The organism is Rathayibacter sp. PhB151 (assembly GCF_004366415.1).
Taxonomy (GTDB): Bacteria; Actinomycetota; Actinomycetes; order Actinomycetales; family Microbacteriaceae; genus Rathayibacter; species Rathayibacter festucae.
Genome location: NZ_SOEN01000008.1, coordinates 194596 through 212090, shown reverse-complemented (window position 1 = coordinate 212090; position 17495 = coordinate 194596). Strand labels below are relative to the sequence as shown.

Sequence of the window (17495 nt, the reverse complement as noted above, 5' to 3'; positions counted from 1 at the left end):
ACGCGGGTGCTTTCGGTTGGAGGCGGCGGGCGCGATCAGGCGAGCAGGATCGGGCCGTTGTCGAGGAGCCGGGTGGAGCCGACGACCGCGGCGACGAGCACGAGGGCCGGGCCGCGGTGGTCGTCGTCGACCGGCAGGAGCGTCGCCGGGTTCGCGACGACGAGGTAGTCCAGCTTAACCAGCGGCTCGCCCATCGAGGCGGACTGCGCGGCGGCGATCACGGCGTCGATGCCGCGATCGGCGGCGGAGGCCGCGGCCTCGAGCAGGAGCGGGATCGTCCGGGCGGCCCGGCGCTCGCGGGCGTCGAGGTAGCGGTTGCGGCTGGAGAGCGCGAGGCCGTCCTCCTCGCGGACCGTGGCCACGCCCTCGATCGCGACGGGCAGATCGAGGTCGCGCACCATCCGGCGGACGAGGAAGAGCTGCTGCGCGTCCTTCTGCCCGAACATCGCGACGTCCGGCTGGACGATGTGCAGGAGCTTCGAGACGACGGTCAGCATGCCGTCGAAGTGGCCGGGGCGCGAGCGGCCCTCGTAGAGCGAGCCGACCTTCCCGGCGACGACGCGGGTGGAGGAGGGGCCGTCCGGGTACATCTCGGCGACGCTCGGCGCGAAGACGTGGGCGACGCCGCGCTCCTCGAGCAGGGCGACGTCGGCCGCGAGGTCGCGCGGGTAGCGGTCGAGGTCCTCGTTCGGGCCGAACTGCAGCGGATTCACGAAGATCGAGACGACGACGATGTCCGCGATCTCCCGCGCCCGGTCGACGAGCGCGAGGTGCCCGTCGTGCAGCGCGCCCATGGTCGGCACGAGGGCGATCCGCGCCCCGCCGCGCCGCGCCTCCCGCAGGGTCTCCCGGAGCTCGCCGATGCGTTCGATGGTGCTGATCACCCGAGAACCCTACCGGCGAGGCGGAGTCCGGTGATCGAGGAGCCCGCGCCGCGGGCACCCTCCCCCCCATGCCGATCGAGTAGCCCGCGCAGCGGGCGTATCGAGATCCACCGGCGTCAGAGCAGGAGTCTGCAGACCCGCCCTGCTGATGACGGCGGGTCTCGATACGCGCCTGCGGCGCTACTCGACCAGCATGGGGGGGCGCTTGCAGCGCTGCTCAAGTACCGCGCGCAGCGGGCGTCGTTCATGCTGATCGAGTAGCCCGCGCAGCGGGCGTATCGAGATCCGCCGGCAAGGGAGGGCGGGCGTCAGCCGGCCGCGCGGCGGAGGGCGTCGTCGACGGAGGAGCGGACGAGGCTGGAGAGGAAGAAGCCGGGCTTGTCGACGCCGATGCCGGCGAGGAGGCCGGCGGCCTGTTCGACGATGGCGGTCGAGAAAGTGGTGGCGGTCGAGACCGCCTCGGCATAGGCGGGGCGGTCCGCCTCCGCGACGGTGACCGGCTCGCCGCCCATCTCGACGACGAGGGCCTGTGCGATCGGCAGCACCGGGCCGGGTGCGGTCACGGCGAAGTAGGTCTCGGCGAGGCGCGCCAGGTCGAGGCTGGTGCCGGTGAACGTCATCGCCGGGTGCACCGCGAGCGGGATGACGCCCGACGCCAGGGCGGGCGCGAGCACGCCGAAGCCGTGCTCCGCCGCGGTGTGCAGCACGAGCTGCCCGGGCTGCCAGGCCCCGGTCGCGGCGAGGCCCGCCACGAGGGCCGCGATCTCGGCGCCGGGGACGGCGATGATCACCAGCTCGCTCCGCTCGACGAGATCGGGGATCGCGAGCACCGGAGCGCCGGGCAGCAGGGCGTCGACGCGCTCGCGGCCGGCGTCGCTCGTCGTGGCGACGCCGACCACGGCGTGCCCGGCGTTGGCGAGCGCGGCACCGAGCACCGGGCCGACGGGTCCGGCCCCGATGATCCCGACGCCGAGGCGTCCGTCGCGGCGGGCGTCAGGCATACGGGTCCCCCTCGGGTGCGGCCCACGCGTCGCGGGGCGTCGGAGCGGCGGCGGCGCGCCGCCCCCAGTGGTGGCTGGCGTCGCGCTCGGCCGCGGCGGTCCCGGCGCGGCCCACGCTCTCGAAGAAGGCGATTCCGTCGCTGACGCTCATCACCGGCACCAGCGGCGTGACCGGGCCGGCGACCGTGTGCACGCGCGCCGAGGCCAGCCCGAGCATGCGCTGCAGCGGCCCCTGCTGGACGCCGACGCTCTGCATCCGGGCGAGCGGAACGACCGTGACGCGGCGCCAGACGGCTCCGCTGCGCAGGACCACGACGTCCTCCGCCAGCCGGAAGCCGGTGCGCCGCCAGGAGAACGGCCGGAGCAGCATCGCCGAACGGGGCGCGCTGGTGAAGCCCGGAGCGTCCCGGCGGCGCAGCGCGTCGCCGACCGGCGTCGCCTCGGCGCCCTCGTCGTCGCCGGGCAGCAGCAGCGCGAGCACGCGCTCGACGGCGGCGAGGTCGCCGACCGGGAGGATCGTGGTGTTCGGCTCGCCGTTCGCACCGCGCGAGGCCGCGTGGCCGGCCCGGTCGATCTTCACCTGCCACCAGCCGAACGGCCGCCAGAGCAGCGGCTGGGTGATCTCCACCGCGTGGATCCGGCCGGGCGGCAGGGTGTCGCTGCTGGTCGAGAGCACCCCGTAGCCGACGCGCACGCCGTCCGGCGTCGCGGCGATCGAGTAGCGCAGCGAGCGGACGAACTGGCGGATGTAGTAGCTGCCGGAGCCGATCAGGCCGGGCAGGATCGCGATCAGCACGTAGGGCGAGCCGTAGACCGAGGTGAGCACGACTGCCACGATCGCCACCACCAGGAAGACGGTGAAGCCGCTGAACACCAGGGAGCCGAGCAGCCGCCCGGGCGGGATGGAGACGACCGACTCGGGCGGAGCCTGCTCCTCCGGCTCGGCGAACTCCTCCAGCCGGCGCGCGAGGAAGCCGCCGGCCGGCGCCTCCCCCGCGACCGCCTCCCGCTCGCGCACCCCCGACGCCAGCCGCAGGATGTCGCGCCTCAGCGCGTCGACCAGCCGCGAGCCGAGGTAGGAGAGCTGCACGTTCGCGTCCTGCCCGGCGACGCTGACCTCGAGCTTGGCCGCGCCGAAGAGCCGGGCGAACAGCGGGCGCTGCACGGCGATGCCCTGGATGCGGTCGAGCCGCGCGCGCCGGTTGGTGCGAAAGAGCACTCCCGAGCGCACCTCGACGATCTCGTCGGTGATGCGGAAGGTGTGCATCCGCCAGGACAGCCAGAAGGCGAACACGGCGACGGCGAGACCGGCCGCCACGGCGAGCAGCGCCCAGCCGATCAGCCCGCGATCGATCAAGGCGTCGACCGGGTCGCCGCTCTCGTAATCGCCCGGGCCGGGGAGGAAGAGCTCGAGCAGGCGCTCGCGGAGATTGGTGATCAGGATGCCGAGGACCACCAGCAGGCCGATCCCGCCCTTGAGCACCGGTGTCGCGGGGTGCAGGCGATGCCACTCGCCGTCGGCGAGGTCGGTCTCGATGCCGCGGACGGCCGCAGGAGCCTCGCTCACAGGCCGGCCCGGCGCGACTCCGCCAGTTCGACGAGCCGATCGCGCAGCTCCTCGGCGTCGCCGTCGACGAGCCCGGGGATGCTGACACCGGTCGCCGCGGCGGCGGTCACGAAGCGCAGGTCGGCCAGGCCGAGGGCGCGGGCGAGCGGGCCGCGGTTGACGTCGATCAGCTGCATGCGGCCGTAGGGCACCGAGACGAAGCGCTGGAACATGATGCCGCGCCGGAAGAGCAGGTCGTCCTCGCGCAGCCGGTAGCCGTACGCGCGGGCGCGGCGGGGGGCGACGATCAGCAGCGTGACGGCGAGGATCGCCGCCGCGACGACGAGGATCCAGGCCCAGTCGACGCCGATCAGCAGCAGGAAGGTCGGAATGGCGAGGAGCACCACGCTGGAGACGACGGCCGAGACGACCTCGACGGCCACGTACTTCGGCGAGACGCGCCGCCACGGACCGGCCAGGTCGAGGCGGCCACCGGTCGCGCGCTCGGGACCGACGGAGTCGAGCCGGACACCCTCCGGCTGGACCGCGTCACGCCCCGGCCGAACCGCGTCCGGCTCCGGCTGAAGCGCATCGTCCACGGGCCGGACCGACTCGCGCTGCTGCTCGAGCGCCGCCTCGCGGCTCCGCGCCTCACGCCGGCTCAGCGGCTCCGGAACGGTCGCGGGGGTCGCCTCCTGGTCGTCGGCCATGATGACGTCCTCCCTGCCGGCGTCCGAGCGGGCGTCGGCGTCAGGCGTGGTTCACCTCGCCGACAGCGGGGTCGTCGTCGTCGGTCGGCGGGATGGTGCACAGGTGCTCGGCGACCAGACCGGCCACCAGCAGGACGATCGCACCGACGATGGCGGCCACGTCCTGCCACACGGAGCCTAGCGAAGGCACCACGGGCCGGCTCAGCAGGTAGACGAGCACCCCGCCGGAGGCCCCGAGCAGCAGGGCGCCGACGAGACTCGACGCCTTCGCCAGCACGACGACGCGCATCGCGCGGAACGGGTCGATGGGGCGGCGGAGCGTCCCCTTGGTCGCGCGGTGGATCGGGATCGCGAAGCCGATCACCAGCGCCGCGACCACCACGAGCGTGAGCGGGACGGTGAGCGGCGGGATCAGCACCGGGCGTCCCGCGGAGGCGATGGCCAGGTCGATCAGGAAGCCGGCGACCGCGCCGACGAGGGCCAGGCCGAGCAGGGAGCTGATGCGGGTGCGCTTCACGGAGTGCTGCTCTCGGAGTCGGTGCGGCCGGGGCCGGGGGCGGTCTCGGAGGTTCGCGGGCGCTGCCACGCTATCGCCTCGGGCCGGTCGGTCACCCGGTCCGTCGCGCGGGCGCGCAGCTCGGCGACCGGGCCGCGCCCCGCCAGGACGGCGTGCGGCTCCACGTCGAGCCACGGCTCGAGCACGAAGGCGCGCTCACCGGCGCGGGGGTGCGGGAGCGTGAGCTGCGCGTCGTCGCGGACGACGCCGCCGACCGCGATCACGTCGATGTCGAGCGTGCGGTCGCCCCAGCGCTCCTCGCCGTCGCCGCGGATCCGGCCGCCCGCGCGCTCGATCGCGGCCGTCGCGGCGAGCAGGTCGTCGGGCTCGAGCGTCGTCGAGCCGATCACGACGGCGTTGAAGTAGGCGGGCGCGTTTTCGTCGGCGCCGTCGAGCTTCCAGGCCGGCGACTCGACCACCTTCGACACCCCGTCCAGGCGGAGCCCGGGCGTCGTCGCGAGCGCGCGCACGGCGGTCTCCAGGTGCGCGAGCCGGTCGCCCAGGTTGCTGCCGAGGGCGAGGACGACCCGGCGCTCGGGCAGCAGCCGCTGCTGCCGCGGCCTCACGGGCGGACCCGGGTGATCTGCACGGCGACGTCGTCGAACGGCAGCGGGATGGGCGCGTCGGGCTTGTGCACGGTGATCCGGACCACCTCGGCGGCGGCGAAGCTCAGCGCGACCGCGGCCAGGCGCTCCGCGACGGTCTCGATCAGGTCGACCGGGTCGCGGGTGACGGCGTCGGCGAGGGCGATCGCCAGCTCGCCGTAGTGCACCGTCTCGGCCAGCGCATCGCCGCCCGCCGCGGGAGCGAGGTCGAGCCAGACCGTGGCGTCGATCACGAAGTCCTGGCCGTTCTCGCGCTCGAAGTCGAAGACCCCGTGGTGCGCGCGCACCCGCAGGCCCGTGAGGGTGATCGAGTCGCGCAGCGCGAGCGCGGCGGCGTCGAGGGCCGGCGGCGTCGCGGCGGAGCGGGCGGGGTCGGTCACGGGAGCTCCTCCTGGAGGCGGGCGCCGAGCGCGAGGGCGCGGGCGCTCGAGCGGACGTCGTGCACCCGGACGCCCCAGGCGCCGCGGTCGACGGCGGCGAGGCTCAGCAGCGCCGTCACGTCGTCGCGCTCCGCCGCGGTCGAGCCGGCGGGAGCGAAGGGCGCGAGGAAGCGCTTGCGGGAGTGGCCGACCAGCACGGGAAGGCCCAGCGAGACAATCGCGTCGAGGTGCGCGAGCAGCGCCCAGTCGTGGCCGCCGTCCTTCGCGAAGCCGAGTCCGGGATCGAGGATCAGGTGCTCGTCGCGGATGCCCGCCGCACGGGCGGCGTCCACGCGGCGCTCCAGCTCGGAGCGCACCTCGGCGACCACGTCGGCGTAGGAGGCGAGCTCCGTCATGCCGGCGCTGTGACCGCGCCAGTGCATGGCGATGTAGACCGCGCCGCGCTCGGCGACGAGCGGGAGCATCGCCGGGTCGGCGAGTCCGCCGGAGACGTCGTTGACGACGACCGCGCCCGCGTCCAGAGCGGCCTCCGCGGTCGCGGCGCTCATGGTGTCGATGCTGACCCGGACGCCCTCGGCCGCGAGCGCGCGGACCACCGGCAGCACGCGCCCCTGCTCGGCCGCGGCGTCGACGCGCGCGGCGCCGGGGCGGGTCGACTCCCCGCCGACATCGACGAGGTCGGCGCCGAAGGACGCCGGGCCGTCGCCGGAGGAGCGGGTCATCGTGAGTCCGTGCTCGACCGCGTCGTCGACGGACAGCCAGCGACCGCCGTCGCTGAAGGAGTCGGGGGTGACGTTGAGGATCCCGAGGAGCGCGGCGCGATGGCCGGGTGCGAGATCGGTGACGGCGAGGCCCACGTCAGGCCTCCCGGGCGGCGCCGATCAGCGCGATGATCTCGGCGCGCGCGGCGGGGTCGGCGAGGGTGCCGCGGGCGGCGACGGTGACGGTCGAGCTGGCCCTCTGGCGCGCGCCGCGCAGCCGGACGCAGCCGTGCTCGGCGTCGACGACGACCAGGACGCCCTCGGGCGAGAGACCGGCGTCGAGGACGTCCGCGATCTGCTCGGTGAGCCGCTCCTGCAGCTGCGGCCTGGACGCGACGGTCTCGACGACCCGCGGGAGCTTGCCGAGGCCGACGACCCGCTCGCCCGCCCGGTAGGCGATGTGCGCGACGCCGGCGAACGGCAGCAGGTGGTGCTCGCAGACGGAGCGGAACGCGAGATCGCGGACGACCACGGTCTGCGTGGCGGGCGGCTGCTCCCCCTCCTCGACGACCGCGAAGGTCTCGGCGAGGTGCGAGGCCGGGTCGAGGTCGAACTCGCCGAAGAACTCCTCGTAGGAGTCGGCGAAGCGCTGCGGGGTCGTCGAGAGCCCCTCGCGGCCCGGGTCCTCCCCGATGGCCGCGAGGAGCTCGGCGACGGCGGCCTCGATGCGCGCCCTGTCGACCGGCACGGTCCTGCTACGCCGTCGTCGGGCGCGGGTTGATCAGCGGCGGCCGCTGCGGGGCGGCGGGCTCGGAGCTCTCCGAGACGACCGCGCCGTCGGTGGCGCCGGCGTCGATCGGCGCCTTGGCCGGCGGCATGGCGATCGGCGGGAGATCGGAGAGCGGGCGCTTGTCGCTCGAGAGCCACTGCGGGCGCTCGTCGATCTTGCGGACGTCCTTGAAGATCTCGGCCAGCTGGTCGTGGTCGAGGGTCTCCTTCTCGAGGAGGTCGGCGGCGAGGCGGTCGAGGATGTCGCGGTTGGCGTTGATGACCTGCCAGGCCTCGTCGTGCGCCTGCTCGATCAGCTGCCGGGTCTCGAGGTCGACGCGCTCGGCGACCTGCTCGGAGTAGTCGCGCTGGTGGCCCATGTCGCGGCCGAGGAACATCTCGCCCGAGGAGGAGCCGAGCTTCACGGCGCCCACGTTCGAGGACATGCCGAACTCGGTGACCATCTTGCGGGCGATCGAGGTCGCCTTCTCGATGTCGTTCGAGGCGCCGGTGGTCGGGTCGTGGAAGACGATCTCCTCCGCGACGCGGCCGCCCATCGCGTAGGCGAGCTGGTCGAGCAGCTCGTTGCGGGTGGTCGAGTACTTGTCCTCGAGCGGCAGGACCATCGTGTAGCCGAGGGCTCGGCCGCGCGGGAGGATCGTGACCTTCGTGACGGGGTCGGTGTGGCGCATCGCCGCGGCGGCCAGGGCGTGGCCGCCCTCGTGGTACGCCGTGATCAGCTTCTCCTTGTCCCGCATGACGCGGGTGCGGCGCTGCGGACCGGCGATGACGCGGTCGATCGCCTCGTCGAGCGCGCGGTTGTCGATCAGCTGCGCGTTGGAGCGGGCCGTGAGCAGCGCGGCCTCGTTGAGGACGTTCGCGAGGTCGGCGCCGGTGAAGCCCGGAGTCTTGCGGGCGACGACCTCGAGGTCGACACCGCCGGCGAGCGGCTTGCCGCGGCCGTGCACCTCGAGGATCTTCTTGCGGCCGAGCATGTCGGGGGCGTCGACGCCGATCTGGCGGTCGAAGCGGCCCGGGCGCAGCAGCGCGGGGTCGAGGATGTCGGGGCGGTTGGTCGCCGCGATCAGGATGACGTTGGTCTTGACATCGAAGCCGTCCATCTCGACCAGGAGCTGGTTGAGGGTCTGCTCGCGCTCGTCGTGGCCGCCGCCCATGCCGGCGCCGCGGTGGCGGCCGACGGCGTCGATCTCGTCGACGAAGATGATGGCCGGCGAGTTCTCCTTGGCCTGCTGGAACAGGTCGCGGACGCGGCTCGCGCCGACGCCGACGAACATCTCGACGAAGTCGGAGCCGGAGATCGAGTAGAAGGGGACGCCCGCCTCACCCGCGACGGCGCGGGCCAGCAGGGTCTTGCCGGTGCCGGGAGGGCCGTAGAGCAGGACGCCCTTCGGGATCCGCGCGCCGACGGCCTGGAACTTGGCGGGCTCCTTGAGGAACTCCTTGATCTCGTGCAGCTCCTCGATCGCCTCGTCGGCGCCGGCGACGTCGCCGAACGTGACCTTGGGCGACTCCTTCGAGACCAGCTTCGCCTTCGACTTGCCGAACTGCATGACGCGGTTGCCGCCGCCCTGCATGCCCGAGAGCATCAGCCAGAAGAACGCGCCGATCAGGAGGATCGGGAGGAGGAAGCCGAGCGCGGAGAGGAACCAGTTGGTCTGCGGGACCTCGTCGTCGTAGCCGTCGGACGGGGCGGCGGTGGTGACCGCGTCCACGACCTCGGCGCCGCGCGGTGCCACGTAGTAGAACTGCACCTGCTTGCCGTTGTCGCCGTCGTCCTGCGCGAGGGTCAGGTCGACGCGCTGCTCGCCGTCGACGATCTTCGCGGAGTCGACCTTGCCGTCGGAGAGGAGCTGGAGCCCCTCCTGCGTGCTGATCTGCCGGAAGCCCGACATCGTGATCAGCGAGGAGCCGATCCAGACCGCCACGATCGCGAGGACGACGTAGAGAATGGGACCCCGGAAGATGCGCTTGACGTTCATGAATGTTGCGGGCGCAGGCCCGGCACCTTTCTGACGAGGAAATGTGAGTGTCAGGCTACCTCCCGCTCTCTGAGCGCGCGCCACGCGTTCGCCCTGGGCGGAGGAAGCGCGGGCTGGGCGCTCGGCCCCCTCTCCATGCTGATCGAGCAGCCCGCGCAGCGGGCGTATCGAGATCCACCAGCGCCAGAAGCCGAGGCTGCAGACCCGCCCTGCGGAAGACAGCGGGTCTCGATACGCCCCTGCGGGGCTGATCGACCAGCATGAGCGCGTGCCGACCAGCGTGAGGCGTGCGCGGTCGCCCGTGCTGGGCCGCTCGGGTCACGCCGTCTCGAGCAGGGGCTCCGGGTCGCGCAGCGCCGGCGTCAGGCCGCGGCGGCGGCGGGCGGCGGCCAGCACGGTGACGGCGAGGGCGCCGAGCAGCCAGAGCGAGAGCACCAGCACGGCGTTCGCGACGCCGATGCTGCCGCCCGCGATCAGGGAGCGGAACGCCTCGACCGTGTAGGTCAGCGGCAGCACCCCGTGCACGGCCTGGAAGAAGGCGGGCGCCGTCTCGATCGGGTAGGTGCCGCCGGCCGAGGAGAGCTGGAGCACGATCAGCAGCAGCGCGAGGAAGCGGCCGGGTGCGTCGAGCAGGGCGATCAGCGCCTGGTTGATCGCGACGAAGGTCAGGCTGGTGAGGACCGCGATCCCCATCAGCGCCGGGAGCTGCGCCATCTCGACGCCGACGCCGAAGCGGATCACCAGCGCGGCGAGCACGCCCTGCGCCACGGCCATCAGCGCACCGGGCAGGTAGCTGCGCAGCGCGATCACCCAGGCGGGCCGGCGGGCGGCGAGCAGACGCTCGCTCAGCGGTGCGCTCATCAGGTAGAAGGCGAGGGCGCCGACCCAGAGCGCGAGAGCCATGAAGTACGGCGCGAGTCCGGAGCCGTACTCGGGCACGCGGTTCAGGCGCTCGGTGTCGAGAGCGACGGGGGCCGCGGCGACGGCGCTGAGCGCGTCCGCCTGGTCCGCCGTGTAGGACGGGACCTCGGCGGCCCCGTCGGCCAGCTTCCCGGACAGCGTCTCGGAACCGGAGGCGAGGGAGTCGACCCCCGAGGCGAGGCTGCCCGCGCCGGTCGCGGCGTCCGCGGAGCCCTGCGCCGCGGTGTCGGCACCGGTGGCGAGGGCGTCGGAGCCGGAGGCGAGCGAGGCGGTACCCGAGGCGAGCGCGCCGGCCCCGCTCGCGGCGGAGTCGAGGCCGGTCGTCAGCGGGCCGACGCTGCCGGCGAGGGTGCCGGTGCCGGCGGCGACCTGCGCCGCTCCGGAGTCGAGGGAGGCGGCGCCGGTCGCGAGGGACTGCGCCCCGGTGCTGAGCGATTGCGCGCCGGAGTCGGCGGACGCGGCTCCGGAGGCGAGCGACTGCACACCGGTCGTGAGGTCGGCGGCTCCGGAGGACACGGAGGCGGCGCCCGCGGCGAGCGCGGTCAGCCCGCCCGAGGAGTCGCCGACGAGCGCCGAGGACCCGGCGGCGAGGGTCTGCGCGCCCTGGTCCGCGGCGGTCACTCCGGCCGATACTCCGGCGGCTCCCGACTCGAGCTGCGTGAGGAGGGCGAGTCGCTCGGTGTCGGTGAGAGTGCCATAGCCCGCGATCAGCGACCGGAGGCCGGTGTCGACCGTCGCCGCTCCGGTGGCCAGGGCGGGAGTGCTCGCGGCCAGCGCCGCCGAGCCGTCGCGCAGCGTCCCGGCGCCGGCGAGCGCCGCCGTCGCGCCGTCGGAGACGGAGGAGGCGCCCTCGGCGAGGGACTGCGCGCCGGTCGCGGCTGTCGCCGCTCCGGAGGACAGCGCGGCGGTGCCGTCGGCGAGGGTCGCCGCTCCGGTCGCCAGGTCCGCGGCTCCACCGTCGAGCGACTGCGCACCCGTGGCGACCGACTGCGCTCCGGTGTTCAGCGCGGCGGCGGACGACGGCAGCGCGGCCGTCCCGTCGGCGAGCTGCTGAAGCCCGGAGGAGAGGGTGGCCGCTCCGTCCGCGGCGGAGCCGGCCCCGGCGCGGAGCGAGTCCGCCCCGGTGGCGAGCTGCGCGGTGCCGTCCTGCAGCTGCTCGAGACCGACGACGAGCTCGTCCGAGCCGCTCGACGCGGCGGCCGCGCCGTCGGCGAGCTGCGTCGCGCCGTCGGCGGCCTGCTCCAGGCTGTCGTGCACGTCCGTGAAGCCGACGTAGACGTTCTTCAGGTACTCCGCACCGACCTGCTTCTCGAGGGTCTGGGTCACCGTGCTGCCGATCGTCGCGGCGATGTTGCCGACGATCAGGTTGGCGCCGTCGTTCGTCGCGATCGACAGCCGGGCCGCGGTCGCGGCCGACGGATCGTCCCCGCCGACGGAGGCGACGTCGGCCGAGAAGCCGGCCGGCACGGTCAGCACCGCGTAGACGGCGCCGGAGGCGAGCTCGCTCGCGGCCTCGTCGGCGTCGGTCCGCGTCCAGTCGAAGTTCGAGGCGGAGGTGCTCGTCGTCAGCTCGTCGGTCAGCGCGTCGCCGAGCGCCAGGGCCGAGCCGTCGGCGGCGGTCGCGCCGGTGTCCTCGTTCACGATCGCCGCGGGGACCGAGTCGAGGTGGTGGGTGGGGTCGAGGTTGGCCGAGGTCAGCAGTCCCGCGTAGATCAGCGGGATGAGCGCGATCGCGGAGAAGACGACGACGAGGCGCGGGGAGACGGAGCGCAGACGGTGGAGGAGCCGGGGTGAGCGGCGGGCGGCGGAGGCGGGCATGGTCCTTCTACTTCGAGGAGTCGGTGGCGGGGGCGGTGAGCCGCGGCGATGCGACTCCGGTGACGAGGAGCTCGGCGATCTCGGCCGAGGCGGAGGCGACCGGGCGGCGGTCGTCGCCGTCGAGCAGCCAGCCGACGACGAGCCAGACGGTCCCGGCGGCGAGGAAGACGGCGAAGCGCTCGACCCGGGCGCGGTCGCCCGCCTCCTGCGCGGCCAGCGGCGAGAAGGCGAGCAGCCGCTGGGCGAGGAAGGCGACGACCGACTCCTGGACGGAGCGGGCGGTGCCACCGCTCAGCGCGCGGCGGTAGAAGTCGGCGTGCTCGAGCAGCCCCGAGAGCAGGCCGCGGACGACGCGGGGCACCGCGGTCTCCCAGTCGTCCTGCGGCGAGGGCGGCACGACGGCGGCGAACAGCGCGTGCATCCGCTCGAGCGCGGCGGCCTCGACCAGCGAGGGCACGTCGCCGAAATGCTGGTAGAAGGTCGGCCGGCTGACGCGGGCGGCCGAGCAGAGGTCGGTGATCGACGGCTGGTCGTCGCCGGGGTGGTCGAGCGCGACCGTGATCGCGGCGATCAGCTGCTCGCGCGAGCGGGCGAGGCGGGGGTCGGCCATGGTGCCTCCTTTACGTTCGTAATCTACATTACAACCGTAAAGGAGTCGGAGGAAGCCCCCCCCCCCCGTTGAGCGAGCAGCCGCATCGCTCTCCTGCTGATCGAGCAGCCCGCGCAGCGGGCGCATCGAGATCCACCGGCACAGGACGTCGAGTCTGCAGACCTCCCTGCTGACGACGCCGGGTCTCGATACGCCCCTCCGGGGCTACTCGACCAGCATGGGACGGCGCGGACGTCGGCCCGGCCATGCTGGTCCGGCGGCCTGAGCCGCCTCCATGCTGATCGAGTAGCCCGCGCAGCGGGCGTATCGAGATCCACCAGCGTCAGAAGACGAGTCTGCAGACATCTCTGCTGACGACGCCGGGTCTCGATACGCCCCCTCCGGGGCTACTCGACCAGCATGAGAGGGAGACAGTAGCACTCCCCCTTCATGCTGATCGAGTAGCCCGCGCAGCGGGCGTATCGAGATCCACCGTGGCCAAGAGGGAAGTCTGCAGACCGCCCTGCTGACGACGCGGGGTCTCGATACGCCCCTCCGGGGCTACTCGACCAGCATGTCGGCGGGCGTCTCTCCCCGGTGGACCCACCGCGGCGGGCGGGCGGGTCTCAGGCTCCGTCGGGCTCGGCGGCGAGGATGGTCGCGATCTCGGTGGTGTCGATCACGAGGGTGTCGTGCGGGGTGAGGCCCGGGCTCTTCGGGGTGGGCACGGGCAGGCGGACGAGCAGTGCGCCGGGGTCGACGCTGAAGCGGCCGCTCGTGGTGCGGCCGATCGGATCGCCGTCGAGCTCGGCGAGCACGGGCTGGTCGAGCGAGAAGGAGAACTCTCGCCCCGGCCACTGGTGCAGCGACGCGAGGCCGTTGCGGTTGCCGGTCGCGACGTCGAGGGCGAGGCCGAAGCGGCGGCGCAGCAGCACCAGCTCGAGGTCGCCGTCGTCGAGGACCGCGCCGGCGGCGAGCTCGATGTTCGCCACGACCGAGCTGCAGTTGCAGGCCAGCACCATCAGGGTGCGGGTCGGCGGCTCCGGCTTGCCGTCGATGGTCAGCGTCACCTCGAAGCCGGCCTTGAACATCACCTCGGCACCCGCCGCCACGTAGGCGCCCCAGCCGACGCGCTTCTTCAGCTCGTCGTCGGTCTTGTCCATGATCTCGGCGTCCAGGCCCACGCCGCCCATCACCATGAAGACGCGCTCCTCGCCGTCGTCGAAGGTCGCCGTGCCGACGTCGATCGCCCGGTCCTGTCCGAGCAGCGCGATCTCGACCGCGTCGGCGAGCGCGCCGAGCGGGATCCCGAGGTTGCGGGCGAGCAGGTTGCCGGTGCCGCTGGGCAGCAGGCCGTAGGGGACGTTCGTGCCGCGCAGCACCGAGGCGACCGCGCGCACGGTGCCGTCGCCGCCCATCGCGCAGACGAGGTCGGCGCCCGACTCCAGGGCGGCGCGCGCGGCTCCGGCTCCGGAGTCGTCGACGCTGGTCTCGAACCAGAGCGGCTCGCGCCAGCCGGCGCGGCGGGCGACCGTGGCGACCACGTCCTGCGCGGCGCCGACGTCGTCGAACTTGCTCGGATTGATGACGACGGCGACCACGGGTCGCGCGGCCGTGGATCTCGCGGAAGGGGCTCTCACGCTCTCAGTCTGCTGTGCCGGACGCCGGCTCCCGCACCGTGCGCCGTGCGAGGGTCGCCGCCGCCTCCGTCGCGAGGACCGCGCCGAGCTCGGCCGAGAGCGTCGCGGGCAGGGTCGGCGGGGCGTCCCAGCGCGGTCCGGCGAGCAGGATCCCGCCTCGCTCGCTCGAGCGCCAGAGGGCGTCGACGCTGCCGGTGACGAAGCGGCGGATCCGTGCGGCGGACGCGGCGTCGACCCCGTCCGCCGTCGCGAGGTCGACCAGGTGCCGGTAGGCGATGCCGCCGAAGAGCGCGCCGTCCCCCGCACCCTGGTCGACGAAGACGCCGTCGGGCGCGAGGCGCGTGAGCAGGTCGTCGGCGGTCCGGGAGGCGTGCGCGAGCAGCCGTGCGTCCGGACGCAGCCGGTGCAGCGCCAGCGCCGCCCCGATGTAGACGCCGTGGTTGTAGCTGAACGCCCAGTCGTCGCGGGCCGAGCCGCCCTCGCGGCCGATGCCGTCGGCGACGAAGCCGGTGTCGTCGTCGCGCAGGCGCACGTGCAGCCAGTCGAAGGCGGCGCGGGACAGCTCCTCCCGGCCGTCGGGGCGGAGCCGCTCCAGCCGCGCACCCAGGATTGCGAACGGCCCGTTCGCCGGCGCGTTCTTGTAGTCGAGCTGGCGGCGGCGCCAGGCGAGGCTCGCGCCGTGCCGGAGGTTCCAGCCGCGCGCGACCGCGAAGCGCCAGAGCCGGTCCGCGCGGTCGAGCCAGCGGCCCTCCCCCGTCGCCTCGCCGAGGCGGGCCAGCGCGCCGCCGAGCCACATCATGTCGTCGAAGTAGCCGTTGACCAGCCGTCCGCCGTTGCGGAGCCGGACGGCGCGGTGGATCCGCGCGGCGCGCTCGAGGTGCTCGCTGTCGCCGGTGCGCTCGAAAGCGTCGACCGCGGCGTCGATCGCGTGCGCGAGCCACCAGTAGTCGAACTCGAGATCCGCGCGCAGCGACGTCGGGTAGCTCACGTGGTAGCCGAGCACCGGCACGGCGAACAGCCGCTCGAGGCTCGACTGCGCCGCGTCCGCGCGGGCGTCGGCCCCGGACCGGTCAGGCGTAGACGTGGGGAGCGAGGATCGCGACATCGCGGAGGTTGCGGTAGCGCTCGGCGTAGTCGAGGCCGTAGCCGATGACGAAGTCGTTCGGGATGTCGAAGCCCACGTAGGCGACGTCGACCTCGACCTTGGCGGCGCGGGGCTTGCGGAAGAGCGCGCAGATCTCGACCGACTCCGCGCCGCGGCTGCGCAGATTTCCCTGCAGCCAGGAGAGGGTGAGGCCGGAGTCGATGATGTCCTCGACGATCAGCACCTTGCGGTCGGTGATGTCGGTGTCCAGGTCCTTGAGGATCCGCACCACGCCGGAGGACTTGGTGCTGCTGCCGTAGGAGGAGACGGCCATCCAGTCCATCACGATGTCGAGCTTCAGCTCGCGGGCGAGGTCCGCCATCACCATGACGGCACCGCGGAGCACCCCCACGATGAGCAGGTTCTCGCCGGCGTAGTCGCGCTCGATGGCGCGTGCCAGGTCGCGGATCCGCTCGTGGATCTCGGCCTCGGTGAAGAGGACCTCGGTGATGTCGTCGGCGATGTCGGCTGCTTCCACCCGGCCACTCTACGGGCGGGGGCGCCCTGCCCCCCTCCGCGAGATGCCACTTGTGCACGCCTTCCACGGCGTGTCGCGTGCACAAGTGGCATCTCGCGGCGGGGAGATCACACGGGGGCGAAGACGAGAGTGGCGGATACCCGGGTGGCTCGGACGCCGGGGAGGTCGACGCCCTTCTGGCCGTGCCAGTCGGTGACGAGGGCGGCGACGGCGAGGGTCTGGGCGCGGGAGAGGGCGACGCCGAACTCGTTCTGCACGACGAGGCGGATGATGCGCTGGCGGAGCGCCGGGGGGTCGGCGGCGAGGCCGCGCGCGTCGACCGTGACGTGGCCGTCGTCGTTCTGGCCGACGAGCTCGAGCGCCCAGTCGAGCGCCATCGCATCGAGCGCGTCGCCGTCCTCGCGGAGCTGGTCGGCCGTGCGGGCGAGCGCCTCGGCGACTCCCGGGCCGAGCTCGTCCTCGAGCACCGGCAGTACCGAGCGGCGGACGCGGACGCGGGTGTAGCGCGGGTCGTCGTTGTGCGGATCGCTCCACGGCTCGAGGCCGGCGTCGGCGCAGGCCGCCACGGTGCTCGAGCGCCGGACGCCGAGCAGAGGGCGCCGCAGCACCCCGCTCACCGCCGCCATGCCGTGCAGACTCGCCGCGCCAGCGCCGCGTGCGAGTCCGAGGAGCACCGTCTCGGCCTGGTCGTCGAGGGTGTGCGCGAGGAGGACCGCCGCGGCACCCGTCGCCTCGACCGCGTCGTCGAAGGCGCGGTACCTCGCCGTGCGCGCCGCCGCCTCCGGACCGTCTCCGTCCGGCAGCACGGACACGACCTCGCGCAGCACGGGGGCGAGGCCGAGGGCGTGCGCCTGCTCCGATGCGCGTCGCGCGACCTCCGCCGAGCCGTCCTGGAGACCGTGGTCGACGATCACCGCGCCGGCTCGCCGGCCGCCGCGCTCGGCCTCGAAGGCGACCGCGGCCGCGAGGGCCAGCGAGTCGGCTCCGCCGCTCAGCGCGACGAGCACCAGGGCCCCCGGATCGAGCTCGTCGAGGCTCGCGCGCACCGCGCGCCGGATGTCGGCGACGGCGGGAGTCAGGCGGGGGCGATCGGGCACATCAAGTAACGTTAGGCCAGCGATCCGGCCTGCGAGCGCGCGTGTCCGCGCGCACTCCCCCGGCCGGTCCGACCCGCCGATGCGCCGCCCGCGGCGCCACCGACTCAAGGAGCGAACATGGCCGCATACGACGTCGTCGTAGAGATCCCCAAGGGCAGCCGCAACAAGTACGAGGTCGATCACGAGACCGGTCGCGTCTACCTCGACCGCGTGCTCTTCACCTCCTTCGTCTACCCGACGGACTACGGCTACTTCGAGAACACCCTCGGCCTCGACGGCGACCCCGTCGACGCGCTGGTGCTGCTCGAGTACCCCGTCTTCCCGGGCGTGGGCGTCTCCGTCCGCCCGGTCGGCGTGCTCAACATGAGCGACGAGGCCGGCTCCGACGCCAAGGTGATCGTGGTCCCCGCGAAGGACCCGCGCTGGCAGCACATCCAGGACATCTCGGACGTCCCGGAGCAGACCAAGAACGAGATCAAGCACTTCTTCGAGCGCTACAAGGACCTCGAGCCCAACAAGTGGGTCAAGGTCGAGGCCTGGGGCGACGCCGCCGAGGCGGAGCAGATCGTCCAGGACGGCATCAAGAAGCTGGCCGAAGAGGGCCACTGACCCTCACGGGTCTCCGAACGACGGAACCCGCCCCGTCGAGTCGACCGG

At 73.7% G+C, this 17495-nt stretch carries 17 protein-coding genes; 1 reads left to right on the top strand and 16 read right to left on the bottom strand.

Going from position 1 to position 17495, the window contains the following annotated elements; translation table 11 throughout:
- Positions 1-35 precede the first annotated feature (35 nt).
- From panC to tilS, 16 genes are all read right to left on the bottom strand, one after another.
- Positions 36-872: a pantoate--beta-alanine ligase gene (gene panC, locus EDF35_RS14690; protein ID WP_243840019.1), complete on the bottom strand. Its 837-nt coding sequence runs from the start codon at positions 870-872 to the stop codon at positions 36-38.
- A gap of 320 nt (positions 873-1192) precedes the next feature.
- A complete protein-coding gene (locus tag EDF35_RS14685) occupies positions 1193-1885 on the bottom strand; it encodes a DUF2520 domain-containing protein (RefSeq protein WP_123705524.1) in 693 nt (230 codons plus the stop codon).
- Positions 1878-3452 (bottom strand): PH domain-containing protein, encoded by a 1575-nt coding sequence (locus EDF35_RS14680; protein WP_133962870.1) that lies wholly within the window; start codon positions 3450-3452, stop codon positions 1878-1880. The genes EDF35_RS14685 and EDF35_RS14680 overlap by 8 nt, the downstream gene beginning before the upstream one ends.
- Complete coding sequence (locus tag EDF35_RS14675) at positions 3449-4141, bottom strand: PH domain-containing protein (protein ID WP_133962869.1); 693 nt, start codon at positions 4139-4141, stop codon at positions 3449-3451. The genes EDF35_RS14680 and EDF35_RS14675 overlap by 4 nt, the downstream gene beginning before the upstream one ends.
- Before the next feature lie 40 nt (positions 4142-4181).
- The gene (locus tag EDF35_RS14670; protein WP_123446799.1) at positions 4182-4658 is read right to left on the bottom strand and encodes a DUF3180 domain-containing protein; all 477 of its coding nucleotides are present in this window, start codon (positions 4656-4658) and stop codon (positions 4182-4184) included.
- Positions 4655-5263, bottom strand: coding sequence for a 2-amino-4-hydroxy-6-hydroxymethyldihydropteridine diphosphokinase (gene folK / locus EDF35_RS14665; RefSeq protein WP_133962868.1), 609 nt, complete (start codon positions 5261-5263; stop codon positions 4655-4657). Before folK ends, EDF35_RS14670 begins: the two co-directional genes overlap by 4 nt.
- Complete coding sequence (gene folB / locus EDF35_RS14660) at positions 5260-5682, bottom strand: dihydroneopterin aldolase (protein ID WP_243839998.1); 423 nt, start codon at positions 5680-5682, stop codon at positions 5260-5262. The genes folK and folB overlap by 4 nt, the downstream gene beginning before the upstream one ends.
- On the bottom strand, positions 5679-6539 hold the full coding sequence (gene folP / locus EDF35_RS14655; RefSeq protein WP_123705528.1) for a dihydropteroate synthase: 861 nt from the start codon (positions 6537-6539) through the stop codon (positions 5679-5681). Before folP ends, folB begins: the two co-directional genes overlap by 4 nt.
- A 1-nt stretch (position 6540) precedes the next feature.
- Complete coding sequence (gene folE / locus EDF35_RS14650) at positions 6541-7131, bottom strand: GTP cyclohydrolase I (RefSeq protein WP_123446802.1); 591 nt, start codon at positions 7129-7131, stop codon at positions 6541-6543.
- 7 nt (positions 7132-7138) lie between these two features.
- Positions 7139-9151, bottom strand: coding sequence for an ATP-dependent zinc metalloprotease FtsH (gene ftsH / locus EDF35_RS14645; protein ID WP_123705529.1), 2013 nt, complete (start codon positions 9149-9151; stop codon positions 7139-7141).
- Between the two features lie 318 nt (positions 9152-9469).
- Positions 9470-11890, bottom strand: coding sequence for a YhgE/Pip domain-containing protein (locus EDF35_RS14640; RefSeq protein ID WP_133962867.1), 2421 nt, complete (start codon positions 11888-11890; stop codon positions 9470-9472).
- A 7-nt stretch (positions 11891-11897) separates the two neighbouring features.
- On the bottom strand, positions 11898-12500 hold the full coding sequence (locus tag EDF35_RS14635) for a TetR/AcrR family transcriptional regulator (RefSeq protein ID WP_123446805.1): 603 nt from the start codon (positions 12498-12500) through the stop codon (positions 11898-11900).
- 605 nt (positions 12501-13105) lie between these two features.
- Positions 13106-14119 carry a diacylglycerol kinase family protein gene (locus EDF35_RS14630; RefSeq protein ID WP_123705532.1) on the bottom strand — a complete coding sequence of 338 codons (1014 nt, stop codon included), beginning with the start codon at positions 14117-14119 and terminating at the stop codon, positions 13106-13108.
- A 4-nt stretch (positions 14120-14123) separates the two neighbouring features.
- Positions 14124-15224, bottom strand: coding sequence for a glycoside hydrolase family 76 protein (locus EDF35_RS14625; protein WP_123705533.1), 1101 nt, complete (start codon positions 15222-15224; stop codon positions 14124-14126).
- On the bottom strand, positions 15190-15741 hold the full coding sequence (gene hpt / locus EDF35_RS14620; RefSeq protein WP_123446809.1) for a hypoxanthine phosphoribosyltransferase: 552 nt from the start codon (positions 15739-15741) through the stop codon (positions 15190-15192). The genes EDF35_RS14625 and hpt overlap by 35 nt, the downstream gene beginning before the upstream one ends.
- Before the next feature lie 107 nt (positions 15742-15848).
- Entirely contained in the window at positions 15849-16838 is a 990-nt protein-coding gene (gene tilS / locus EDF35_RS14615; protein ID WP_123705534.1) for a tRNA lysidine(34) synthetase TilS, read from the bottom strand.
- A 117-nt stretch (positions 16839-16955) separates the two neighbouring features.
- On the opposite strand from tilS, the gene ppa reads away from it, so the two are divergent.
- A complete protein-coding gene (ppa, locus tag EDF35_RS14610; protein ID WP_123446811.1) occupies positions 16956-17447 on the top strand; it encodes an inorganic diphosphatase in 492 nt (163 codons plus the stop codon).
- Positions 17448-17495: the final 48 nt, after the last annotated feature.

Bases quoted from the DNA above. Each gene is read 5' to 3' on its own strand.
- EDF35_RS14640 (WP_133962867.1), bottom strand. From the start codon at position 11,890: ATGCCCGCCTCCGCCGCCCGCCGCTCACCCCGGCTCCTCCACCGTCTG.
- ppa (WP_123446811.1), top strand. From the start codon at position 16,956: ATGGCCGCATACGACGTCGTCGTAGAGATCCCCAAGGGCAGCCGCAAC.
- EDF35_RS14675 (WP_133962869.1), bottom strand. From the start codon at position 4,141: ATGGCCGACGACCAGGAGGCGACCCCCGCGACCGTTCCGGAGCCGCTG.
- EDF35_RS14635 (WP_123446805.1), bottom strand. From the start codon at position 12,500: ATGGCCGACCCCCGCCTCGCCCGCTCGCGCGAGCAGCTGATCGCCGCG.
- ftsH (WP_123705529.1), bottom strand. From the start codon at position 9,151: ATGAACGTCAAGCGCATCTTCCGGGGTCCCATTCTCTACGTCGTCCTC.
- EDF35_RS14625 (WP_123705533.1), bottom strand. From the start codon at position 15,224: ATGTCGCGATCCTCGCTCCCCACGTCTACGCCTGACCGGTCCGGGGCC.
- EDF35_RS14685 (WP_123705524.1), bottom strand. From the start codon at position 1,885: ATGCCTGACGCCCGCCGCGACGGACGCCTCGGCGTCGGGATCATCGGG.